The sequence below is a fragment of the Flavobacterium aquaticum genome (assembly GCF_003259835.1).
GTDB lineage: Bacteria > Bacteroidota > Bacteroidia > Flavobacteriales > Flavobacteriaceae > Flavobacterium > Flavobacterium aquaticum.
Genome location: NZ_QLMI01000006.1, coordinates 67,986 through 93,183 on the forward strand (window position 1 = coordinate 67,986; position 25,198 = coordinate 93,183).

The window sequence follows — 25,198 nt, forward strand, 5'->3', positions numbered from 1 at the left end:
CGTTTTTCCGTTAGCCATTTTCTGACTTTGTGATGATGTTTAAAAATCCAAATCAGGCATCAAAGAAATGATAATTTACAATTTGAAATGAGTTTAGTAAAATTAACTATAAAAGGTATTTCCTACAGCCAAACGCAAAACGGAGCTTATGCCTTAATCTTAAATGAAGTGGATGGTGATCGAAAACTACCTATTGTTATTGGTGCTTTTGAAGCGCAATCCATAGCAATTGCTTTAGAAAAAGAAATCAAGCCACCTCGCCCACTTACACACGATTTATTTAAAAGTTTTGCCGACCGATTTGACATCGTGGTAAAACAAGTGATTATCCACAAGTTAGTCGATGGTGTTTTTTACTCAAGCATTATTTGCGAAAGAGACAAAATCGAGGAAATCATCGATGCCAGAACTTCGGATGCTATTGCATTAGCTTTACGTTTTAATGCTCCTATTTTTACTTACAAAAACATCTTGGACAAAGCCGGAATTTACTTAAGCATTAATCCTTCTGAAAATGCAGAAAATCAGGAAAACGATGACATTCTTTCTACTCCTGAAACTTTTGGACAAGAAGATGTAGTGGTTCCTGCGGATAGTTATTCAGGATATTCGTTAAAAGAATTATACGAAAAATTAGACGAAGCTGTGCAAAACGAAGACTACGAAAAAGCAGCAAAAATTAGAGATGAAATCTCAAAAAAAGAATCTTAATACTTTAACAATAACAGTATGAATGTAAAATTCAGATTAACGATAATGAACTTTTTCCAGTTCTTCGTTTGGGGAGCTTGGCTTATCACAGTAGCAAATTATTGGTTCGGAACCAAAAATTGGGATGGAGCACAATTCGGAGCTATTTTTTCTACTATGGGAATTGCTTCGATTTTTATGCCAACCCTTTGCGGAATTGTTGCCGACCGATGGATAAACGCTGAAAAACTATACGGAGCTCTTCATATTTTAGGTGGTTTAACACTTTTATATGTTCCACAAGTTAGCAATCCATCTGATTTCTTTTGGGTGATTTTAGTGGCGATGATTTTCTATATGCCAACTATTGCACTTTCAAATTCAGTTGCTTACAACGCTTTGAAAAAAGGAGGTTTAGATGTGGTGAAAGATTTTCCACCTATTCGCGTTTGGGGAACTATTGGTTTTATTGTAGCCATGTGGATTACCAACTTAACCGGAAATAAAGCTTCTGAAAATCAGTTTTACATTGCTGCGATTGCTGCTATTTTCTTAGGATTATATTCCTTTACATTACCAAAATGTGAACCAGAAGGAAATACTACAGAAAACAAGTCTTTCATGGAACTTATGGGATTAAGTTCGTTTAAATTATTTGCCGATTATAAATTAGCCTTATTCTTTGTATTCAGTATGTTCCTTGGAGCTGCTTTACAATTAACGAATGATTATGGTGATGTGTTTTTAGATGATTTTAAACACGATCCAGTTTATGCTAATTCATTAGTAGTAAAATATTCGACTTTAATTATGTCGATTTCTCAAATTTCGGAAACCTTATTTATTTTAGCGATTCCGTTTTTCTTAAAACGTTTTGGTATTAAACAAGTAATGTTGTTTAGTATGATTGCATGGGTTTTACGTTTCGGATTATTCGCTTACGGAAATCCTGGTGATGGATTATGGATGATTATTTTATCATGTGTGGTTTACGGAATGGCATTTGACTTCTTTAATATTTCAGGTTCGTTATTCGTAGAAACCTCAACCGATTCTAAAATTCGTTCATCTGCACAAGGATTATTCATGATGATGACGAATGGATTTGGTGCGGTTTTAGGAAGTGTTGTCAGCGGACAAATCATCAGCATGTATTTCACCGATGCTGCAACAGGAGAAAAAGACTGGCACAACATCTGGTTAACTTTTGCTGCTTATGCTGCAGTAATCGCAATCGCATTTGCCATTTTATTCAAACACAAACACAATCCAAAAGACGTAGCTAACATTTCACATTAAGCCATGAAACAATATCACGATTTAGTAAAACACGTATTAGAAAACGGCAACCAAAAAGGCGACCGAACAGGAACTGGAACATTAAGTGTTTTTGGTTACCAAATGCGTTTTGATTTAAGCGAAGGTTTCCCAATGGTAACCACTAAGAAATTACACTTAAAATCGATTATTTACGAATTGTTGTGGTTTTTAAATGGTGACACGAATATCAAATATTTACAAGAAAACGGAGTGAAAATTTGGGACGAATGGGCAGATGAAAATGGCGATTTAGGTCCCGTTTACGGACACCAATGGCGCAATTGGAACAACGAAGAAATTGACCAAATTACCGAATTAATCGAAACGCTAAAAACCAATCCAAACAGCAGAAGAATGTTGGTTTCCGCTTGGAATCCTAGTGTTTTGCCGGATACTTCGGTTTCGTTTGCGGAAAATGTTGCCAATGGAAAAGCCGCTTTGCCTCCATGTCATGCCTTTTTTCAGTTTTATGTTGCCGATGGAAAATTAAGTTGCCAGTTGTACCAACGCAGTGCTGATATTTTCTTAGGCGTTCCATTTAATATTGCGTCTTATGCTTTGTTTACGATGATGATTGCGCAAGTTTGCGATTTACAAGTAGGTGAATTCATTCACACTTTTGGAGATGCGCATATTTATAATAATCACATGGAACAGTTAGAATTACAACTATCACGCGAATGCCGACCTTTACCAACGATGAAATTGAACCCAGAAATTAAAAATATTTTCGATTTCAAGTTTGAAGATTTTACGTTAGAAGGGTATGATCCGCATCCACATATTAAAGGTGTTGTGGCGGTTTAAAAAATCAATAAACACAATTGAGTAGTGGCAATCTACCAAAATTTGGATGTATGTGCGATATAACATTTCAAATATAAACGAGTTAATGATGAGTCTAACAGAACTCTATAATTAAAAATGACTTCAAGATATATTTATTTTATTAGTAAAAGCTCAACTGTTATCTACAAACTATGTATCGGAAAAGGTACAGCTAAAGAAAGATTAAAAGAATGTGAGCTTGAAATTGTAAGTATGTTACTTGCGCCTGTTCCAGAAAAGCTTTTACCCTTAAAAGAAAGAATTAAAAAGAATTTATTTTATTCAGGATTTAGAAGTTCTAATGAAAAAGGCACAGCTTCTTTGACTAAATCTTTATATGGGAAACGAAATACAACAGCTTCAAAATTCATTAAAGACATATATAATTTACATACAGAAGTAAAATCATTTATTGATTATCCCGAGGAATAGTCAATCCAAACACCAGCCTATAACAACCGTTTGACGGAACTTAGAAAAAACTAATAAATGGATAATAATATTAAATACAGAACATATAGAACTAGTATAAATATCTTTTTATTTTCTTATTACGGTAATTCAAAAGTTTATGAAATTCCAAATGGAAAAAGCACAATTTTACCAGGAATTAAATATTCGATTTTGACAATTTTATTTGGTTGGTGGGGATTTGAATTACCATGGAAAGGGTATCAAAAAATCAAATATTCGTTAACAGTTTTACACATAAACTTTCACGGTGGAGACGATTACACCAAAGCTTTTTCTGAAATGGATTATGAAGAAAAAACTATTTGGGTATATAATAATCTAAAGCGAGAACTTTTTGAAAAGACAAATATTGAAACTATCGACATAATTATTGACTTACAAAATGAATATTTACAATCTGAATCAAACATAACTATTGAAAGCAACATTATCTTCTTAACTCATAAATTAAAAAAATTGAATATTATCAATTTAAGAAACTCTGATTTGGAAGAAATAATAAATAAAACAAAACAATTTGAATACAGAGCTAAATAGAAAATAATCAATTTGCAAGACACACTTTGTTAAGACTCATAACGTTTTTCGTAAAATTCCTCAACAACCCCACAAAATACCGAATTAAATCATTACTTTTGATACTATCAAATGATAGTATCAAAACATGAAACCACCATACGAAATAACTTCTCAAATCTTAAAATACATTGCTTCCATTTCAGAAAAAATTGGAGAAGTTAATGCCAAATATTTAGTTAAAAGCAACCCTAGTTTACGAAAACAAAATCAGATAAAAACGATACATTCTTCGTTAAGCATTGAGGGAAATACTTTATCAGAAGAACAAATTACTGCAATCTTAGAAAACAAAAGAGTTGTTGGACCTCAAAAAGATATCGTAGAAGTGCTGAATGCTCTAGAAGTGTACAAAAACATAAGTAGTCTAAAACATCATTCCGAGAAAGATTTTTTAAAAGCACATAAAATGCTAATGAAAGATCTTATTGAAAATTCTGGGAAATATAGAACAAAAGGTGTCGGAATTGTAAAAGGTTCAAAAGTGGAACATGTGGCACCTCCTTTTGAAAATGTTCCTTTTCTAATGAAGGATTTATTTCAATATCTAAAGGATAAATCAGAAATTTCATTAATAAAAAGTTGTGTTTTTCATTACGAAATGGAGTTTATTCACCCCTTTATGGATGGAAACGGAAGAATGGGAAGAGTATGGCAAACCTTAATTTTAATGGAAGAATATCCTGTATTTGAATTTTTACCTTTTGAAACTTTAATTTCCAAAAATCAAACCGCCTATTACCATGCGCTGTCTGCTTCTGACAAGGAAGGAAAATCCACAAAATTCATTGAGTACATGCTCAGTATTATTGACCAATCTTTAGATGAACTTTTGAAAAACACTACAAAAAAACTTTCTAATGAAGATAGAATTCAAATTTTCATCGAAAATCATGTTGAAGAATTTACAAGAAAAGATTATCTCAATTATTTCAAAGATGTATCAACAGCAACAGCTAGTAGAGATTTGAAAAAAGCAGTTGAAATGGGAATTATTTTCAAGAATGGAGATAAAAAAACAACAACATATAAAAAAATTTAATACTTGAACAACCTGTGAATTTGTTGGTATATAAATAACACTACGAATAATTCCCCACAAAACACTACCTTAGCGTTTCAAATAATTTCTATGTTAACCATAATCGCAGCAGCATCCGAAAACAATGCTTTAGGAAAAGACAATCAATTGATTTGGCATTTGCCAGATGATTTTAAGCGTTTCAAAACCATTACATCAGGACATTATATTGTGATGGGAAGAAAGACTTTTGAAAGTTTTCCAAAACCGTTACCAAATCGTACACATATTATTATTACGCGACAAAAGGATTATGAAGTTCCAGAAGGTTGTATAATAGCGAGCAGTTTACAAAAAGCGATAGATTTGTGTCCAAAAAATGAAGAAGTTTTCATCATTGGAGGTGGCGAAATTTACAATCAATCCATAGAAACTGCCGATAAAATCGATTTAACTCGCGTGCATACTACCATTGAAGCGGATACTTTTTTCCCAGAAATTGATACTGATAAATGGAAATTAGTCTTTGAAGAATTTCATTCTAAAGACGAAAAACACGATTACGATTTTACTTTTTTAACGTACGTTAGAAAATAGTTTTTTTAGAACGCGGATGACGCAGATTTGACAGATTTCAACGGATTTTTTAATTTTCTTAAATCAGTGTTCCTAAAAATAGGCTCTTAAATCAAAATTGACATTGAATTTGAATTTTGAAGTTGCTATTGAAATTGAATTTTGCAATTGTATTTGATTTTTTATCAGTACTTTTGTGTTCCAAAAAATTGCAAAATGTCAAAAAATATTACGCCATATCAAGATTCTGAATTAGGAAAAAAAGAACAGGTTGCTCAAATGTTTGATACCATTTCTGAAAACTATGATGGTTTAAACCGAGTTATTTCTTTTGGAACTGATGCCAAGTGGAAGAAAAAAATCTTAAAAATGGTGGCGGCAAAACAACCAAAATCTATTTTAGATATTGCTACTGGAACAGGTGATTTAGCTATTTTATTTGCCAATACTTCTGCAACCGAAATCATTGGTTTAGATATTTCTCAAGGTATGTTAGACATTGGGAAGAAAAAAATTGCAGCGCAAAATTTAGACGCAAAAATTAAAATGGTTTTAGGAGATGGTGAAAACATTCCGTATCCTGATAATTATTTTGATGCGATTACAGTTGCGTATGGTGTTCGTAATTTTGAAAATTTAGAAAAAGGCTTAACAGACATTTTAAGAACACTAAAACCGGGCGGACAATTGATTATTTTAGAAACTTCGGTTCCTACGCAATTTCCTTTTAAACAAGGATATTATGTGTATACCAATTTCATAATGCCAACTATTGGAAAATTATTTTCAAAAGATAAAAAAGCGTACCAATATCTATCAACTTCAGCACAAAATTTCCCTTTTGGAGAAGCCTTAAACAATATTTTGAGAAAAATTGGGTTTATAGACGTGAAGCACTTACCTCAAACATTTGGAGTAGCTACTATTTATCAAGCATCTAAAAAATAATATGAAGAAGTTACTGTTTTTATTACTTTTTTCACCCCTACTTTTTGCTCAGGAAGGCATGTTTAGTAAAGATCCTATTATCAATAAGGAAAACTGGAACAAACAGCGCGTTCACTGGGGCTATTACCTTGGATTCAACAGCTTAGATTTTAAAATTGACTACACTAACGTTACCGAAGATATTGAAGTAGGAACTACAACAGGTTTTAATGTAGGTTTAATTGGAAATTTAAGATTAGCAGAATATTTTGATTTACGTTTTGAACCCGGATTAATTATTACCCAACGTAATTTAACCTTTCCTAACATTACCGATACTGGAGACCGTTTAAGAGAAGTGAAATCTACTTATGTTTTCTTTCCATTACTTTTAAAATATTCGGCTTTACGAACGGGAAATGTTAGACCTTATTTGCTTGGAGGTGTTTCTACCGCTTTAAATCTTAGTAGTAATGCAGCTTCTCCAGATGACAATTTCAACAATCGTTTTAGAATGACTAAATGGTCAAATTTTTACGAAGTTGGTTTTGGAATTGATTTGTATTTAGAATATTTCATTTTTTCACCGTCTATCAGAGGTGTTTTTGGTATGAACGATGAGTTAATTCGCGACAACGACCCAAATAGTCCTTGGACAGGAAATGTACAAGAAATGAAAACTCGTGGTTTCTTCATCAATTTTTCATTCCACTAAGAATTAACTTCGTTTAAATTCGCTCAAAATAATAGCGGTTGCAGTTGCTACATTTAAACTTTCTGTAACTTGAAGATTTCCAAAACGCGGAATGGCAATTCGTTCCGAAACTAATTTTTCAACTGAAGGCGAAATTCCATTAGCTTCATTTCCCATGATGATGACACCTTCTTTTGGCAATTTTTCTTGGTAAATATTTTTCCCATCCATGAAAGTTCCAAAAACCGGTAATTTAGTTTGTGATAAAAACAATTCTAAATTTCCATATACCACATTTACTCTACTAATAGAACCCATTGTTGCCTGAACCACTTTAGGATTATAAATATCCACCGATTCATCTGTACAAAACAACGTTTCAATACCAAACCAATCACACAAACGAATAATCGTACCCAAATTCCCTGGATCGCGAACATCATCTAAGGCAACGATTAATCCTTTTTCAATCATTTCTTTTGCTTTCGGAATTTTAAAAACTGCTAAACAAGTATTAGGAGTTGTTAAAGCGCTAATTTTTTTTAATTCGGCTTCAGAAATGGCATGAACTTTGTTTTTTGAAACTGTAAGAAAATCTTGCTTTGTAGTAAACAAATCTTGCAATTCAAAGTTAGAATTTAACAATTCTTGAACTACCTTTACGCCTTCGGCAAAGAAAAGTTGTTCTTGTTTTCTATATTTTTTTTGTTGTAAACTCGTTATTAGTTTAATTTGGTTTTTACTAACCATAAAAATTGTATTTTTGACTAACTTTTAAAAAGTGCTTTGAGAAATAATTTATCAAAAATAACATTATTATTTGTAATCGGAACAATAATTTATTCGTGTTCGTTAGTTAAACGTGTACCCGAAAGTGAAAAATTATTGACTAAAAACGAGATTTACATTAATGATAAAATCAATAAAGAAGAACGAATTAATAATTTATTAGTTCAGCAACCCAATACTAGATTTTTAAATTATCCTTTCGGGCTAACACTTTACAATCTTGCTAAGCCAAATCCAGATTCCTCTTATAAAGCTTGGTTGAACCGAAAACCAAATCGCATCAAAAGATTAAACCGATTTTTATCTGCCAAACAAGTAAACCGATTGGGAAAATCATTTTTTGTTAGTGGTTTGTCTAATTTCATGAAAGAAACTGGAGAAGCTCCCGTAATTATTGACGAAAAAAAAGCGGAACGCTCTAAAGAAAGATTGAGTGGGTTTTATTACAACAATGGTTTTATTAGAAATAAAGTAACCATGTCTATCGATTCGGTTGGCGATAGAAAAGGAAAAATAGTGTACAAAGTTGACACTGGAAAACCTTATTTTATTGATTCTATTTTTAAATTTATTGAAACTCCTGTTGTTGATAGCTTATATTCACTTGAAGAAAAAAAGAGTTTTATCAGGAAAGGTGACCAATATAATTTTACCAATTTTGATATCGAACGTAAAAGAATCACACAATATCTAAGAAATAATGGTGTATATCATTTTCAGGAAAGTAATGTAAAATATGACGCCATTTACAATGATTCTACTCAAAAAATGAATGTCAACATAAAAATTGATGATAGACTAGTAAAAAAAGGAGATACATTAGTAAAAAAACCTTTTTCGGTTTATAAAATTAGTCAGGTTAATATTTTTACAAATAATACTTCAAAAAAAGAGCGAAATCAGTTTAATGATAGTGTAACATATAGAAATTTCAACATTTACAGTGCTGGAAAATTAAAATACAAACCAAAAGCTATCACAAACGCTATTTTCATAGAAAAAGGAAAACTTTTTAGTGATAATGATAGAACGTTAACTTCTAAATCGTTAAGTAATTTAAAAGTATTTAACTATCCAAACATCGAATATGTTGAAGATCCGAGCGACAGCACTAACTCTTCGCTAATTGCTAACATTTATTTGATGAGTAAGCCAAAATACATTTGGCAACCTTCTGTAGATGTTACTACTTCTGATATTCAACAATTTGGAATTAGCGGAAGAATGGCTTTTACTTGGCGAAATTTATTTAAAAGAGCAGAAACATTTGAACTTTCGGCAAGAGGAAACATTGGTTCTTCTAAAGATTTAGCAAATCCAAACAATGTATTTTTTAATATTTCAGAATATGGTGTGGAAGCAAAATTGAGTTTTCCAAGAATTGTTTTTCCAATTGATACCAGAAGAATTATTAAAAAAGAAATGCTTCCAACCACTACAGCTACAATTGGTTTAACAAGTCAGCGAAATATCGGTTTAGACAAAGAAAATTTAACAGGTGTTTTCAATTACAATTGGACTCCAAAACAAAACAATACCATTCGTTTCGATTTACTAAATATTCAATTTATTAAAAACTTAAATCCTGAAAATTATTTTAATGTTTATACTTCTTCTTACAACACATTAAACGATTTAGCTCAGGATTACAACGTTGACCCAGCTAACCTTGAAAACGGAAATTTAACAACATCTGGAGCTGTAAATTTCATTAATGATGTTGAAAACGGAAGCACTTCATTGAATCCAAACGACCAAGATTATAAAATCATACGAAGTATTGGAGAAAGAAGAGAGCGTTTAATTGAAAACAACTTAATTGTTTCTTCGGGAATTACATTTTTTAGAAATACGAAAGCAAATCTACTAGACAACAACTTTTACTCAATTAGAACAAAAATTGAATCTTCCGGAAATGTATTATCGTTATTAGCGGGAACAAAAAACGAAGATTTGAATCAAAATGGCAACAAAACCATGTTCGGAATTGAATATTCGCAATACATAAAAGGAGAAGTCGATTTTATCAAGCATTGGGATTTTGGCAAGAAAAACACCTTAGCGATGCGCGCATTTGCTGGTTTAGCTGTTCCTTATGGAAATGCACAATCGATTCCTTTTTCACGAAGTTATTTTTCTGGTGGTTCTAATGATAACAGAGGTTGGCAAGCTTATAGCCTTGGACCTGGACGAAGCGGAGGAATTAATGATTTTAACGAAGCCAACTTTAAATTAGCCTACAGTTTAGAATACCGATTTAGAGTGGGAGGAAATTTCTACAGTGCCGTTTTTGCTGATATTGGAAATATTTGGAATGTATTTGACAATATTACAGATGAAGACTATACTTTTAACGGATTTAGCTCTTTTGAAGATTTAGCTTTTGGCTCTGGAATAGGTTTACGATACGATTTTGACTTCTTTGTTTTCCGTTTCGATTTAGGTTACAAAGCCTACGACCCAGGAAGAGAAGTGGGCGACCGATGGATGAAAGGAGTCAACTTTAGCAAAACAGTGCTAAATTTTGGTATTAATTATCCGTTCTAATTTTTTAAATTATTATTTTTGCACAACTATACTAAAAACATACAACTATGAGTCACAATATTAAACCTGGTGTTGCTACCGGAGATCAAGTTCAAGAAATCTTTAACTATGCAAAACAAAAAGGGTTTGCATTACCTGCTGTTAATGTTGTAGGATCTAGTACAATTAATGGGGTTTTAGAAACTGCGGCAAAATTAAATGCACCCGTTATCATTCAGTTTTCTAATGGTGGAGCACAATTTAATGCTGGAAAAGGATTATCAAACGAAAATCAAAAATCCGCCATTTTAGGTGCTGTTGCTGGAGCAAAACACATTCATACATTAGCAGAAGCTTATGGTGCAACTGTTATTTTACATACTGACCACTGTGCAAAAAATCTTTTACCATGGATTGATGGTTTATTAGATGCTTCTGAAAAACATTTTGCTGAAACTGGAAAACCATTATACAGCTCTCACATGATTGATTTATCTGAAGAACCAATCGAAGAGAACATAGAAATTTCTAAAAAATATTTAGAAAGAATGAGTAAAATGGGCATGACATTAGAAATCGAATTAGGAATTACAGGTGGTGAAGAAGATGGCGTTGACAATTCTGATGTAGATAGTTCAAAATTATACACGCAACCAAGTGAAGTGGCTTATGCTTACGAAGAATTAATGAAAGTAAGTCCAAGATTTACAATTGCTGCTTCTTTTGGAAATGTACATGGCGTTTACAAACCAGGAAATGTGAAATTGACTCCAAAAATCCTTAAAAATTCACAAGAATACGTTCAAAATAAATTCAACACTGGAAATAACCCAGTTGATTTTGTTTTTCACGGAGGTTCAGGTTCTACTTTAGAAGAAATCAGAGAAGCTATTTCTTACGGAGTAATTAAAATGAACATTGATACCGATTTACAATTTGCTTTTACAGAAGGAATTCGCGATTATATGACGTCTAAAATTGATTATTTAAGAACTCAAATCGGAAGTCCAGACGGAGCTGATAGTCCAAATAAAAAACATTACGATCCAAGAAAATGGGTTCGTGAAGGAGAAGTAACGTTCAACACAAGATTAGAACAAGCTTTTGCCGATTTAAATAATGTAAACACTTTATAGGCTGGAAGCTCGATGCTGGAAGCTGGAAGCTGGAAGTTTTCCTTAATTCTGCATCAATCTTCTCACTAGAATTTTAGAAAGAAAAAAATATTAATTGAAATTAGATAAAGTTAAGGTCTTCCTTCCAACTTCTAACTTCTAACTTCTAACTTAATTATGGCTTGGTTTAAAAGAAAAGAAAAAGGAATTACAACCGCAACTGAGGACAAAAAAGATGTTCCTAAAGGTTTATGGTACAAATCACCAACAGGAAAAATTGTTGATCAAGATGAATTGGCAAGAAACTTATGGGTAAGTCCAGAAGACGATTATCACGTAAGAATTGGTAGTAAAGAATATTTCGAAATTTTATTCGACAATAACGAATTCAAAGAATTAGATGCGAATTTAACTTCAAAAGATCCATTAAAATTTGAAGACACTAAAAAATATAGTGATCGTTTAAAAGATGTAATGGATAAAACGAAATTAAAAGATGCTATTCGTACAGGAGTTGGAAAATCTAAAGGAAAAGATTTAGTTGTTTCTTGTATGGATTTTGCTTTCATTGGTGGTTCTATGGGAGCTGTTGTAGGTGAAAAAATTGCAAGAGCAATTGATTATTCTATCAAACATAAAATCCCATTTGTAATGATTTCAAAATCAGGTGGAGCTCGTATGATGGAAGCTGCAATGTCTTTAATGCAATTAGCAAAAACATCTGCAAAATTAGCACAATTGGCAGAAGAACAAATTCCTTACATTTCTTTATGTACTGACCCAACAACGGGCGGAACAACTGCTTCTTATGCAATGCTTGGTGATATCAATATTGGAGAACCAGGAGCTTTAATTGGTTTCGCAGGACCGCGTATTGTAAGAGACACCACAGGTAAAGATTTACCAGAAGGTTTTCAAACATCAGAATTCTTATTAGAGCATGGTTTCTTAGATTTCATTGCTCACAGAAAAGAATTGAAAAACAAAATTAACTTGTATTTGGATTTGATTCAAAATCAACCAATCAGATAAAAACAAAAATCCCGATATCACTATCGGGATTTTTTTTTGTTTAAAACTTAGCTCGCAAAGCCAAAATAAAATTCTTTCCTGGCGCTACAATTCCTGAACTGTAAGGACGATAGCGTTGGTCTGTGATATTTTCTAAACCTGCGGTTACTGTAAAATTCTCAGTAAGTTTGTACATCGATTTTAAGTTTAATGTGTACCAACTTGGAGAATATGGATTTCCATTGCTGTCAATTGCATAAATTTCTGGTTTACCTTTTTCTTCTTCGGCTAAATTATCATACGAAACTTCATCGCTGAATTGTGCATTAAATTGTAAATCTAACTTAGAATTGGCATATCCCAAACGACCAATTCCAAAAAATGGCGCCGCATGACGAGAAGGACTTTTCTCTCCATTATCCAATTCTTCTTCTCCTTTTTGAAAATTCAAATCGCCATGAAAATAAAACCCACTTGCTGATTTCACTTCAATTCCAGCTTGAATTCCGTACACTTTTGCATTTGCTGCATTTTGAATGGCTTGCACATTACTTAATTCGCCATCGTATAAAATTTCAGTTGCACCATTCAAAGTAAAATCTCTTCTTACCATAGCATTTTCGAGCAAAGTATAATAAGTAGAAACATCTACTTTTACATTCTTTCCAAATAATTTCGCCACATTCAAATCTACATTATAAGCATATTCCGCTTTTAAATCTGGATTTGGAACTACAACCGAACCTGGTTCAGAATCAAATACTTTTCCTAAATCATCCACATTGGGAGAACGGAAAGCAGTTGCTACATTAGAACTAATTACCCATTTCGCTGTTGGACGATACACCAAACCGAAACTTCCAGTTAAAGCGCCGTCGTTAATTTTTGCTTCAGTAAAAGGAAACGGATAAAAAGTAGTATCAAACTCCGCATCCAATACAAATTGATTGTATCTTAATCCCGCTTGAAGCAACATTTTTTCAGAAAATTTATATTGGTCGTTGATATAAATTCCATAAGAATTCCATTTAGCTTGTGGATAACGAGCTGGTCCTGCTTGACTTATTCCAGTAACAATATTCTCATCAATTCCTTCCGAATTTACATCATTCGTTACGAATTCAACTCCGTAAAAAACCGCATTTTTAGCACTTGTTTTCTTGGTGAAATCCGCATTTACTGAAATAGCATTTACTTTTTCAATTCGCGTAGCACGATTTGGGTTGTTCATGTTACGACTAATTCTACTTTCCTCAAAAAACTGATGCGCCACTCGAATGGAAAGTTCATCGTACAATTTAGTAGCTTGCATATTCGAAATCGACAAATTGTTCATTATCCATTTTTGAGGACCGTAATCGAATTCACCATATCGAGGTAAGCCGGAACTATTATATCTAATATGTCTGTCGTAGCGCGAATAACTAGAGGTTTCCGAAAAATGAAAACCATATTGAAAATCCCATTTTTCATTAGGTTGAAAACGTACTTTTTGCATCAAATTGATTTGAGAATAAGCCGTTGGTTTCTGTATCAAAGGATCATCATTCGTCACAACGACATCTACTCCATTTTGTCTTTGTACATAAAAAGGACGTAAATATTCATCTGGACCACGACTTCCCATTTTCAAATCGCCAAAATCATTAGAACTGATACTGGTTACCGATGCCCATTTTTTCCAACCTACATTCACATCAAAATGACCTGTTTTTTCGTTATTTGCTGATGAATATCTTGTAAAAGCACTTCCGGTTACAAATGGTTTTTCTTCTGTTGTGAATTGTGGCGTTAACGTTTGAAAACTCATTACGCCACCAATAGCATCACTTCCGTAAATAACAGAGCTTGGTCCGAACAATACTTCCGATTTTTCAATAGCAAATGGATCTAACGAAATAACATTTTGAATATTTCCACCTCTAAAAATAGCGGTATTCATTCGCACACCATCAATAGCATAAAGCAAACGATTGGTCGCAAAACCACGAATCATAGGACTTCCTCCGCCCTGCTGACTTTTTTGCATGAACACTTTCCCGGAAACCGTTAATAAATCGGCTGCCGTTTGTGGATTTTGCAATTGAATATCTTTTTTGGAAATTGAGGTGATTTTTACTGGAATATCTCGAGTATGTTGCTTCCATCGATTAGCAGAAACTATAATTTCATCCATTGCTAATAATGAAGGCGCTAAACTTAACTGAAAAGAAGCTAATTCCAATTGGTTATAACTCACAATTTGAGTTTCATATCCAAAAGATTGAATGATGATTTTATTAAACCCAACAAAATCAGAAACATCAGCCTGACCTTTATTATTAGTAACAACGTAAACTTTTTTATCCTCAGAAGCCAGCGTAACCGATTCTAAAGGGTCACCCGATTCTTTGTCTTTTATGGTTATAGTTTGAGAAAATGTTATAGTGGTAAAACCGAAAAATAGGATTCCTAATAATTGCTTTAGCATTATTTCGAACTGTTTTAATAATTAATGTGAACAAATTTACAAAATGATTGTCACTTATTGCCACAAATTACATGCCACTTCTAATAGCTTCTACAGGATCTAACTTAGAAGCTGAAATTGCAGGAATAATTCCAGAAATTAAACCGATAAATGCTGCTAATCCTGAACCTAACAACATATTGGAAGCACTTAACACAAATTCGAAATCCAAAGCACTTGACAATATTAAAGCAATAATCCATACTAAAAACATACCGACTATTCCTCCAATTAAAGACAAAATAATAGCCTCAAACAAAAATTGAAATAAGATGAATTTATTTTTAGCACCTAATGCTTTTTGAATTCCGATTAAGTTGGTTCGTTCTTTTACTGATACGAACATAATATTAGCTATACCAAATCCTCCCACTAAAAGCGAAAACGCACTGATAATCCATCCAATCATGTTCATTTGTCCTACAATGTTATCAATAAAATCGGTAAAACCAGACAACACATTCATAAAGAAATTATCAATTTCACCTGTTTTTACGCCTCTAAAACTTCTTAATTTTTGCGACAATTCGGCTTTGAATTCTTCAATATCAATCCCTTTTTCAGGTTTAATCAACATAGCTGGAGTTAAAGCTTTACTATTATCACCATACATTTTTCTTAAGAAATTCACAGGAAAAAATACAGCAACGTCGTTACTATCTCCAAACATACCTTGACCTTGCTTTTTCAAAACACCAATAACGGTAAAACGCTGACCATACAAACGAATTTTTTTGCCGATAGGATCACTATTTTCAAATAAACCAGTTGCCACTTCACTTCCTATTACAATAACTGGACTACCAGAGTTGGATTCCGATTCGGTAAACAAACGACCTTTCTCAATTTTAACGGGTTCAATATCAAAAAATTCTTCGGTAGAAGGTTTAACTCGAATAGAATTAACCGTTTTTGAATCGTATTTGATGCTTTCGTTACGTGTAAATAAATTGAAAGATATTTTATCTATTCCATTAACATTACGTCTTAGATATTCGTATTCCTCATAAGTTACATCAGGAAATTGTTCGCGTTTCCAACGAGGTACTTCAGACGGGCCAAATGAAAAACGCATTAAATACACAGTATTCATATCCATATCACTCAAATCTTCCTTGATTTTTTTATCCATAGAATCTACCGCAGCCAACACCGCAATAATGGAAAAAATACCAATGGTAACGCCTAACAACGATAAAAGCGTACGCAATTTATTGTTGCGCAACGCATTGATGGCAAAACTGAAACTTTCTGAAAGTAATCGTAAATATAAAAGCATAATACTGAGCTATTACTAATAAGTAGAGCAATGAGAGAAAATGTTACAGTTGGAGGGAATTTATTTATATTTGAGTTTTTAAAACCAATATGAAAAAAATTATCATAATCCTGATTTTAATTTCAGAAATTACTTTTGCTCAGTCATCATTATTTGAAAATGATAGCATTCTGATTTGGAATGAAAACAGAAAAATAACTTGGACCGATTTTAAATCTCAAAATAAAGTCCATAGTTACGAGAATGCATCTACTGTAATGGCTCCAGGTTTGATAGCATATCCGAAAAACATTGAAGCATCAAAAATCAAAGAAGTTAAGATAATCGCTACTGTCAACAAAAACCAATCTTGGTATAAAATTAAAGAAGATTACATATTAAATCATGAACAAATGCATTTTAATATTACTGAAATTTACGCAAGAAAATTCAGAAAAGAATTAGCCAAAATTGAAGAAACTGGTGCTAAAATTAGTCCAAATATCTTTTTATCATTATTCAACAAAATTGATGAAGAACACTGGAATTTCCAATCTCAATATGAAGATGAAACTCAAAGAGGAACTAATTTCAATCAACAAAAAAATTGGAATGAAAAAATTCAAAAATTATTAAACGATTTAGATGATTTTAAACTGGATGTAAAAATTGAAGAATTGTTAGAAAATTAATTCTCACGCTCGTGCTCACAAAGAAAAAATATAAAACAATAAAGTTTGACTATTTTAAGAAGTATAACTACTTTTGCACCACGAAAACAACAACATTTATCTGAGACTATTCAGATACAACAACACAACACCATGAACACAACAAAAAAAATTGCTTCGGCATTGATTTCTGTATTTGACAAAAACGGTTTAGAACCTATTGTTAAAGCCCTTCACCAAAACAATGTAACCATTTATTCTACCGGCGGAACCGAAACTTTTATTAAAGATTTAGGTATTCCAGTAGTAGCAGTAGAAGATATTACAGCTTTCCCTGAAATTCTAGGTGGAAGAGTTAAAACCTTACATCCAAAAATCTTCGGTGGTATTTTAAACCGTCAAGATCATGCTGGTGATGTGGAGCAAATGAAAGAATTCAACATTCCGCAAATCGATTTAGTGATTGTGGATTTGTATCCGTTTGAAAAAACCGTTGCTTCAGGAGCTAGCGAACAAGATATTATCGAAAAAATCGATATTGGTGGAATTTCGTTAATTAGAGCAGCTGCTAAAAACTTCAAAGACACGGTAATTGTTCCTTCAGTTGAACAATACGTACCATTTTTGAATTTCTATACCGAAAACAACGGAGCTACAACATTAGAAAACAGAAAATTATTAGCTTCAAGAGCTTTTAATGTTTCTTCACATTATGATTCGGCGATTTTCAACTACTTCAACCAAGTGTTTGAAGAACCAGTTTTAAAAATCAGCGAGCAAAACGGAAATGTATTGCGTTATGGTGAAAATCCACACCAAAAAGGATTTTTCTATGGTGATTTCGATAAAATGTTTACCAAAGTTCACGGAAAAGAATTGTCATACAACAATTTATTAGATGTTGATGCAGCTGTGAATTTAATGAACGAATTCAAAAACGACAATCCAACTTTTGCGATTTTAAAACACAACAACGCTTGTGGTTTAGCTACAAGAAGCACAATGAAAGAAGCATATTTAGATGCTTTAGCAGGTGATCCAACATCTGCTTTTGGAGGTGTTTTAATTGCGAATGGAAAAATTGATGTCGCTACAGCGAATGAAATTAACCAATTGTTCTGCGAAGTAGTAATTGCTCCGTCTTATGACCAAGAAGCAATTGATATTTTAGAAGAAAAGAAAAACAGAATTATCTTAATTTTGAACGACGTTGAATTACCTCAAACAACTGTAAGAACTTGTTTAAATGGAGTTTTAGTTCAAGATAAAGACAACGTTACCGATTCAAAAGACCATTTAAAAACGGTTACAACGGCTGTTCCAACAGCAGAAGAAATAGAAGATTTATTGTTTGCTTCAAAAATTTGTAAACACACAAAATCAAACACAATTGTATTTGCAAAAAACAAACAATTATTTGCTTCTGGTACGGGACAAACTTCAAGAGTAGATGCTTTACGTCATGCTATTGAAAAAGCAACTTCATTTGAATTTGATTTAACCGGTGCAGTTATGGCAAGTGATGCGTTCTTCCCATTCCCAGACTGTGTTGAAATCGCAAACAAAGCTGGAATTACAGCGGTGATTCAACCAGGAGGTTCAATAAAAGACGAATTAAGCATCAACTATTGCAACGATAATAACATGGCAATGGTGTTCACTGGAATTCGTCATTTCAAACATTAAAATTTCACTTACAAAACATATTTTGGAAGCGCATTAAAATATTTTTTTTAATGCGCTTTTTATTTGTATTTATTCCAGATTATTTTTATAATTTTGCGAGTTGAATACTATTATACAAAAAAACGCTAAACCCTTATCAAACTTATGGGATTTTTTGATTTCATGACCGAGGATATCGCAATCGACCTTGGTACCGCAAATACTCTAATCATTCACAACGATAAAGTCGTGATTGACAGTCCATCTATCGTTGCAAGAGACCGAATTACTGGCAAAATTATTGCTGTAGGTAAAGAGGCCAACATGATGCAAGGTAAAACTCATGAAAACATCAAGACCATTCGTCCTTTGAAAGATGGGGTTATTGCTGATTTTGATGCATCGGAACAAATGATAAAAATGTTTATCAAAAGTATTCCAGCGCTAAAAAAGAAATTGTTTACGCCAGCGCTTCGTATGGTAATTTGTATTCCTTCGGGAATTACAGAAGTGGAAATGCGTGCGGTAAAAGAATCGGCTGAGCGTGTTAATGGTAAAGAAGTATATTTGATTCATGAACCTATGGCGGCTGCAATTGGTATCGGTTTAGATATTATGCAACCAAAAGGAAACATGATTGTAGATATCGGAGGTGGTACAACAGAAATTGCAGTTATCGCATTAGGCGGAATTGTTTGTGATAAATCGGTTAAAATTGCCGGAGACGTTTTCACAAATGATATCATTTATTACATGAGAACGCAACACAATTTATTTGTTGGAGAAACTACCGCTGAAAAAGTAAAAATTCAAATTGGTGCTGCTACTGAAGATTTAGATAGTCCACCAGAAGATATGGCAGTTGACGGAAGAGACTTATTAACCGGAAAACCAAAACGTGTTGATGTATCATACCGAGAAATTGCAAAAGCATTAGACAAATCGATTCAACGTATTGAAGATGCGGTAATGGAAACCTTATCACAAACGCCACCTGAATTATCTGCCGATATTTACAACACAGGTATTTACCTAGCAGGTGGAGGTTCGATGTTAAGAGGTTTAGACAAACGAATTTCGATGAAAACAGATTTACCTGTTTACATCGCAGAAGATCCTTTAAGAGCCGTTGTAAGAGGAACGGGAATGACCTTAAAGAACATCAACAAATACAAAGGAATCCTGATTAAATAAAAAATAGTCCATGCAGCAAATAATTAATTTTATCATAAAAAACAGCCATCGTTTGCTGTTTTTGCTGCTTTTGGGCATCTCATTTTCTTTGGTTGTAAAATCGCACTCCTATCACCGAAGCGAGTATGTAAATTCGGCTAACGCTGTTACTGGTGCATACTATGAAAAAGTGAATGAAGTAAATGAATATTTTAGTTTAAAGCAAAAAAATAAAGATTTAGCTTCTGAAAATGCTTTACTTAAGGAATTGCTTTTTAACAAAAAAGACACCATTTTAACTTCTAAAACATTATTTAGAAACGACCTTAACAATTACAATGTTGTGGTAGCAAAAGTGGTAAAAAACAGTTTCAATACAAGAGAAAACTACATTACCATTAACTCAGGAAAGAATTCAAAAATTGAAGTAGACATGGGAGTGGTTAATGATAAAGGAATTGTTGGAATTATAGAAAAAACATCTCCAAATTATTCTACCATTCAAAGTGTTTTGAATACTAAATCGAAGATTAATGCTAAAATTAAGAATTCAAACCATTTTGGTTCGTTAATTTGGGATGGAAGAAATGTAGGTTTTGCCCAACTAATTGACGTTCCTCGATTAGCCTCATTAAGACATGGAGATTCTATTGTAACAGGTGGTAATTCAGATATTTTCCCTGAGAACATACCGATTGGAAAAATTGATAAAATCTTTATTGATAAAAAGACAAATTATTACACAATAAATATTCGTTTGTTTAATGACATGACATCTCTAGGCTATGTTTATGTGATTGAAAACAAAAGAAAAAAAGAAAAAAGACAACTCGAAACAGCAACCACAGCACCAAAAAAATAAGTGAACAATAGCGTTTTAAATAGCATCCGATTTGTAGTTTTTTTACTCTTACAGCTTTTAATATTTAATAATATTAATATGTTTGGGTATTTAAACCCGTATCCGTATGTTTTGTTTATTTTATTATATCCTGTAAATAGCAACAAGAGTGTTTTGCTTTTAGGAAGTTTTGCTATGGGAATTCTTTTGGATATGTTTTGTAATTCGGGTGGAATTCACACGATGGCTTCTTTAGTTTTGGCTTACATAAGACCATCGTTATTTAAATTCGCTTTTGGATTAAGTTATGAATATCAAACGGTAAAAATTGCTGATAAAATTTCGCCAGAGCGCATTACTTTATTATTATTAGCCATTTTTATTCATCATTTTACCTTATTCTTTTTTGAATATTTTAGATTCGATTTATTATTTACGATATTGACGCGTACACTTTTCAGTACTATTTTTACGTTTACTATATGTTTACTAATTCTATATATAATTAAGCCAAGTAAGCGATGAGAAAAGCTTTATTACCCGCCGTAATTATAATTACTTCGGTTATCCTGATTGCTCGAATATTTTACCTTCAGGTAATTGATGAAAATTTAAAACTACAATCCGAAAACAATGCCATTAAAAAAGTATTTGATTTTCCGGAGCGAGGTTACATATATGATAGAAATGGTAAATTATTAGTTGCCAATCAACCATCATATGATATCATGGTGGTACCAAGAGAAATTAAAGACATCGATACTACCGAATTTTGTTCACTTTTACACATCACTAAAGCCGATTTTATCAAAAAAGTAGAAAAAGCAAGAGTGTATAGCCCAATGTTACCTTCTGTTTTTTTATCTCAATTGAACAAAGCTGAATACGCGGCATTTCAGGAAAAAGAAAGAAAATTTGAAGGTTTTTATACGCAGAAACGTTCTTTACGTGATTATCAAGTTAAAGAAGGTGCTAATATTTTTGGATTCATAACACAAGTAAATGAAGCTATTCTGAAAAAAAACAAATACTACAACAGTGGTGATTTGATTGGAAAACAAGGAGTTGAACAACAATACGAAGAAATTTTAAGAGGAGTAAAAGGAGTAAAATATTTACTTCGTGACAAACACAACAAAATTATTGGTCCATACAAAGAAGGAAAGTTTGATACCATTGCACAACAAGGCAAGGACCTTACACTAACCATAGATCATGCACTGCAACAATATGGTACAGAGTTAATGATTAACAAAAGAGGTGGAATTGTTGCAATTGAACCTAAAACTGGAGAAATTTTAGCCTTGGTTTCTGCCCCAACATACGATCCTGCACTATTGGTGGGAAGACAACGTTCAAAAAACTACACAACACTTTATAACGACTCCATTGCAAAACCTTTATATGACAGAGGACTTCAAGCTGCGTATCCTCCTGGCTCTCCATTTAAAATTATAACAGGATTAATTGGCTTACAGGAAGAAGTTATTGACGAACAAACTACCTTTTATTGTAATCATGGAGCAAACTTTGGTCGTTTCATGAAATGCCACTGTGGTCTTCACACCTTACAATTAAATAACGGAACCTATAAATCATGTAATAGTTATTTTGGTCACACTTACAAAAGAACTATAGAAAAATACAAAGATTCTTATTATAGTGTTGACAATTGGGCAAACCACGTAAAAAGTTTTGGTTTGGGTCAATTCTTAGGAACTGATATGCCTATTGGAGCAAAAGGTTTAGTTCCCGATTCTAAATTATACAAAAGAGCTTATAACGGTGCAAAAATTAGAAGTTCATACATTATTTCAAATTCAATTGGTCAAGGTGAAGTTTTAACATCACCAATTCAATTAGCAAACATGATGGCTGCTGTTGCAAATGAAGGATACTACTTTACACCTCATATCGTTAAGAAAATTAAAGGTCAAAATTTAGATAAAAAATTCACAACAAAGCATTATACAACAATTGACAAACAATATTTCCAACCTATAATTCAAGGAATGGAAGATGTGTATAATTTTGGTACCGCTTCTGGATTAAGGGTAGAAGGAATAAAAATTTGTGGTAAAACAGGAACAGCTGAAAATAAAATTAGAGTAGCTGGGAAAACATACCAATTAAAAGACCACTCTATTTTTGTGGCTTTCGCTCCAAGAGAAAATCCAAAAATTGCTTTAGCTGTTTTTATTGAAAATGGCTATTGGGGAAGTCGTTGGGCCGGACCGATTGCGACCTTAATGATTGAAAAATATTTAAACGGGAAAATTAGTCGAAAAGATTTAGAAGATAGAATGCTAAACGGTAGCATTGAGGACGAATATAGAAAAATTGAAAATATTATTTTCCAGAGAAAAGTAGATCCAACAAGAGTTCAAGATTCATTAAACAAAATTAATGTTGAAATTAGCGAAGCCAAAAAAGAAGAAGAGGAAAACTAAATGAAAAATCAAAGCGTAGGAAATAGAATCGATTACATCAGCATTTTGCTTTACATAGCATTAGTAATAATGGGCTGGATGACTATTTATTCCGCATCATTACCCTTAGAAGAAACTTCTATTTTTGACATTTCACAAATCTATGGTCGTCAAATGCTTTTTATTGGGTTAACCATCCCTTTGATACTGATAATTTTATTCAGTGATGCCAAGATTTTTGAACGCCTTTCATTTGTATTCTATGGCATTGGAATCATACTATTACTCGGTTTATTTGTTTTTGGAGTTACCAAGAAAGGTCAAACCAACTGGTATCAATTTGGAGGATTTGGATTTCAACCTTCCGAATTTGTTAAAACAGCGACTGCTTTATTATTGGCAAAATATTTAAGTTACTCCCAAATTAACTTAAAATACACTAAACATCAAATAATTGGTTTAGCAATCGTTTTTATACCTGTTTTGTTAATCCTAATGCAACCCGATGCTGGTAGTGCCATGATTTTCATATCACTAATCTTTGTTTTAAATCGTGAAGGATTGCCAAGTTGGTACTTTTTTTCGGGTATAATTGCCATTGCATTGTTCTTTCTATCATTAGTAATTCAACCCATTTATTTAATTGGAATTGTATTTGTAATAATGGTAATTCATTACATATTTAATAGAAAAATTTCTAGAAATCCTATTGTTTACGGATTACTTTACTTAGTTATGGCGGGATTTGCTTTTTCTGTAAGTTATGTATATGATAGTGTTTTAGAACCGCATCAAAAAGACCGTATAAACGTTTTAATTGGTGATGATGTCGACATGAAACGAGAAGGTTACAACCTAAATCAGTCGATGATTGCCATAGGTTCTGGTGGTTTAATAGGTAAAGGATATTTAGAAGGAACACAAACAAAAGGAGGCTTCGTTCCTGAACAACATACCGATTACATTTTTACAACTGTAGGTGAAGAATGGGGTTTTATAGGAAGCACCGTTGTTATCTTACTATTCGTTGCTTTATTTTTAAGAATAATTTATTTAGCAGAAAACCAAAAAACTAAATTCAGTAGGGTTTATGGATATTGCGTAGCAACATATCTGTTTACGCATTTCTTTGTAAATATTGCCATGTTGATTAAATTATTCCCAACAATTGGAGTACCTCTACCCTTTTTCTCTTACGGAGGTTCGAGTTTATGGGCATTTACTATTCTACTTTTTATTTTTATAAAGCTAGATGCCAATAAAGTTAATGAGTGGTAATTAAAAACTCCAATCCTTATAATCTGATTTCGATTCTAATTGATTTTCGATTGCATCTTCTAAATTAGGATAAAAATCAATACCTGTCATCTTTTCTATTTCGTCAACAGAAACGACAAACTCATATAAAGGCTGCTTCGAATTTTCATGAGGAACAAGAAAACCAATCATTTTAGAACCATCTTTAGACAATAGTACTTTGTAGAAATATTTAGGTACCGAAACACTTTCTTTACCAATAGTTTCTAAATTATCACTCAAAACACCGCCTGTTACTACATATAATCCATCATTTTTTGTTGCCCAATATCTTACTTTTTCCTCTAAACGATTCCAAACTCCCGAATTAAACTCATGTTCTTGCGGACTAATATTAGAAGTAAAAAAAGTTTCTGTATAATCATCAAATGATATTTTTCTATCTCCCGCTGGACACAAATGCCCTTTATCGTAACCTGACTTTTTATAATTTCTCCAATCAGCAGATTCTGTTTTTACTATTGGATCTTGTTCAAAAAAAGGTCGTTCAAAATTAGTATTTACTATATCATCGTTATCTAAATAATAGGCAACCCATTCACTTTGTTCATGCTCTTCAGAATATGAAAAAGAATACGAATTGCGACTGTAAACATCACTTGTAGTTGAAGTTGGCAAAAAATCAAAATTATCTGAAAGAGCATTATTCTGATTTAGGTTCTGATTAACATCAATATTTTTTTCATTAATATCATTAAACTCTCTACATGAAAATAAGGAAACAATTATAAGGAGATAAATAAATCTATTCATACTTTGGCTTGAATTTTGTTACATTTGTAAAGATA

Annotated in this window: 23 protein-coding genes; 19 read left to right on the forward strand and 4 right to left on the reverse strand. The window is 32.5% G+C overall.

Annotation, left to right across the window (positions count from 1 at the left end; translation table 11 throughout):
* Positions 1 to 87 precede the first annotated feature (87 nt).
* The 9 genes from B0I03_RS10220 to porT all read left to right on the forward strand — a co-directional run bounded on the left by B0I03_RS10220 (position 88) and on the right by porT (position 7,127).
* Positions 88 to 711, forward strand: coding sequence for a bifunctional nuclease family protein (locus B0I03_RS10220; protein WP_111567342.1), 624 nt, complete (start codon positions 88 to 90; stop codon positions 709 to 711).
* Between the two features lie 18 nt (positions 712 to 729).
* The gene (locus tag B0I03_RS10225) at positions 730 to 1,989 is read left to right on the forward strand and encodes a nucleoside permease (protein WP_111567343.1); all 1,260 of its coding nucleotides are present in this window, start codon (positions 730 to 732) and stop codon (positions 1,987 to 1,989) included.
* Positions 1,990 to 1,992: 3 nt separating this feature from the next.
* A complete protein-coding gene (locus B0I03_RS10230; RefSeq protein WP_111567344.1) occupies positions 1,993 to 2,817 on the forward strand; it encodes a thymidylate synthase in 825 nt (274 codons plus the stop codon).
* A 117-nt stretch (positions 2,818 to 2,934) separates the two neighbouring features.
* Positions 2,935 to 3,270, forward strand: coding sequence for a hypothetical protein (locus B0I03_RS10235; protein ID WP_111567345.1), 336 nt, complete (start codon positions 2,935 to 2,937; stop codon positions 3,268 to 3,270).
* 57 nt (positions 3,271 to 3,327) lie between these two features.
* Positions 3,328 to 3,849, forward strand: a complete 522-nt coding sequence (locus B0I03_RS10240) for a hypothetical protein (protein WP_111567346.1) — start codon at positions 3,328 to 3,330, stop codon at positions 3,847 to 3,849.
* Positions 3,850 to 3,976: 127 nt separating this feature from the next.
* Complete coding sequence (locus B0I03_RS10245) at positions 3,977 to 4,930, forward strand: Fic family protein (protein WP_111567347.1); 954 nt, start codon at positions 3,977 to 3,979, stop codon at positions 4,928 to 4,930.
* 90 nt (positions 4,931 to 5,020) lie between these two features.
* Positions 5,021 to 5,506, forward strand: coding sequence for a dihydrofolate reductase (locus B0I03_RS10250; RefSeq protein ID WP_111567348.1), 486 nt, complete (start codon positions 5,021 to 5,023; stop codon positions 5,504 to 5,506).
* 195 nt (positions 5,507 to 5,701) lie between these two features.
* Positions 5,702 to 6,433 carry a bifunctional demethylmenaquinone methyltransferase/2-methoxy-6-polyprenyl-1,4-benzoquinol methylase UbiE gene (gene ubiE / locus B0I03_RS10255; protein ID WP_111567349.1) on the forward strand — a complete coding sequence of 244 codons (732 nt, stop codon included), beginning with the start codon at positions 5,702 to 5,704 and terminating at the stop codon, positions 6,431 to 6,433.
* 1 nt (position 6,434) lies between these two features.
* Complete coding sequence (gene porT / locus B0I03_RS10260) at positions 6,435 to 7,127, forward strand: type IX secretion/gliding motility protein PorT/SprT (RefSeq protein WP_111567350.1); 693 nt, start codon at positions 6,435 to 6,437, stop codon at positions 7,125 to 7,127.
* Between the two features lie 3 nt (positions 7,128 to 7,130).
* Here the strand turns inward: porT and B0I03_RS10265 are convergent, their stop codons facing one another.
* A complete protein-coding gene (locus tag B0I03_RS10265; RefSeq protein ID WP_111567351.1) occupies positions 7,131 to 7,856 on the reverse strand; it encodes a TrmH family RNA methyltransferase in 726 nt (241 codons plus the stop codon).
* A 36-nt stretch (positions 7,857 to 7,892) separates the two neighbouring features.
* Between B0I03_RS10265 and tamL the strand changes: the two genes are divergently transcribed.
* From tamL to accD, 3 genes are all read left to right on the forward strand, one after another.
* Entirely contained in the window at positions 7,893 to 10,442 is a 2,550-nt protein-coding gene (gene tamL / locus B0I03_RS10270) for a translocation and assembly module lipoprotein TamL (RefSeq protein ID WP_111567352.1), read from the forward strand.
* A 47-nt stretch (positions 10,443 to 10,489) separates the two neighbouring features.
* Positions 10,490 to 11,557 (forward strand): class II fructose-bisphosphate aldolase, encoded by a 1,068-nt coding sequence (fbaA, locus tag B0I03_RS10275; RefSeq protein ID WP_111567353.1) that lies wholly within the window; start codon positions 10,490 to 10,492, stop codon positions 11,555 to 11,557.
* 156 nt (positions 11,558 to 11,713) lie between these two features.
* Entirely contained in the window at positions 11,714 to 12,568 is an 855-nt protein-coding gene (gene accD, locus B0I03_RS10280; RefSeq protein ID WP_111567354.1) for an acetyl-CoA carboxylase, carboxyltransferase subunit beta, read from the forward strand.
* Positions 12,569 to 12,608: 40 nt separating this feature from the next.
* On the opposite strand, the gene B0I03_RS10285 is transcribed toward accD, so the two are convergent.
* Both B0I03_RS10285 and B0I03_RS10290 read right to left on the reverse strand, forming a co-directional pair.
* Positions 12,609 to 15,017, reverse strand: coding sequence for a TonB-dependent receptor (locus B0I03_RS10285; protein WP_111567355.1), 2,409 nt, complete (start codon positions 15,015 to 15,017; stop codon positions 12,609 to 12,611).
* Between the two features lie 67 nt (positions 15,018 to 15,084).
* On the reverse strand, positions 15,085 to 16,335 hold the full coding sequence (locus tag B0I03_RS10290) for an ABC transporter permease (RefSeq protein ID WP_111567356.1): 1,251 nt from the start codon (positions 16,333 to 16,335) through the stop codon (positions 15,085 to 15,087).
* An 89-nt stretch (positions 16,336 to 16,424) separates the two neighbouring features.
* On the opposite strand from B0I03_RS10290, the gene B0I03_RS10295 reads away from it, so the two are divergent.
* The 7 genes from B0I03_RS10295 to rodA all read left to right on the forward strand — a co-directional run bounded on the left by B0I03_RS10295 (position 16,425) and on the right by rodA (position 24,371).
* The gene (locus B0I03_RS10295; RefSeq protein ID WP_111567357.1) at positions 16,425 to 17,006 is read left to right on the forward strand and encodes a hypothetical protein; all 582 of its coding nucleotides are present in this window, start codon (positions 16,425 to 16,427) and stop codon (positions 17,004 to 17,006) included.
* A gap of 132 nt (positions 17,007 to 17,138) precedes the next feature.
* Positions 17,139 to 18,671 (forward strand): bifunctional phosphoribosylaminoimidazolecarboxamide formyltransferase/IMP cyclohydrolase, encoded by a 1,533-nt coding sequence (gene purH / locus B0I03_RS10300; RefSeq protein ID WP_111567358.1) that lies wholly within the window; start codon positions 17,139 to 17,141, stop codon positions 18,669 to 18,671.
* 144 nt (positions 18,672 to 18,815) lie between these two features.
* Entirely contained in the window at positions 18,816 to 19,844 is a 1,029-nt protein-coding gene (locus B0I03_RS10305) for a rod shape-determining protein (protein WP_026725280.1), read from the forward strand.
* A 10-nt stretch (positions 19,845 to 19,854) separates the two neighbouring features.
* Complete coding sequence (mreC, locus tag B0I03_RS10310; protein ID WP_111567359.1) at positions 19,855 to 20,685, forward strand: rod shape-determining protein MreC; 831 nt, start codon at positions 19,855 to 19,857, stop codon at positions 20,683 to 20,685.
* Between the two features lie 78 nt (positions 20,686 to 20,763).
* Positions 20,764 to 21,189: a rod shape-determining protein MreD gene (locus B0I03_RS10315; protein WP_317048053.1), complete on the forward strand. Its 426-nt coding sequence runs from the start codon at positions 20,764 to 20,766 to the stop codon at positions 21,187 to 21,189.
* Positions 21,186 to 23,114, forward strand: a complete 1,929-nt coding sequence (gene mrdA / locus B0I03_RS10320) for a penicillin-binding protein 2 (RefSeq protein WP_111567361.1) — start codon at positions 21,186 to 21,188, stop codon at positions 23,112 to 23,114. The genes B0I03_RS10315 and mrdA overlap by 4 nt, the downstream gene beginning before the upstream one ends.
* A complete protein-coding gene (gene rodA, locus B0I03_RS10325; RefSeq protein ID WP_111567362.1) occupies positions 23,115 to 24,371 on the forward strand; it encodes a rod shape-determining protein RodA in 1,257 nt (418 codons plus the stop codon). It abuts the gene before it with no gap.
* Here rodA and B0I03_RS10330 read toward each other — a convergent pair whose 3' ends face one another.
* Positions 24,372 to 25,163, reverse strand: coding sequence for a DNA/RNA non-specific endonuclease (locus B0I03_RS10330; protein WP_111567363.1), 792 nt, complete (start codon positions 25,161 to 25,163; stop codon positions 24,372 to 24,374).
* Between the last annotated feature and the right edge of the window lie 35 nt (positions 25,164 to 25,198).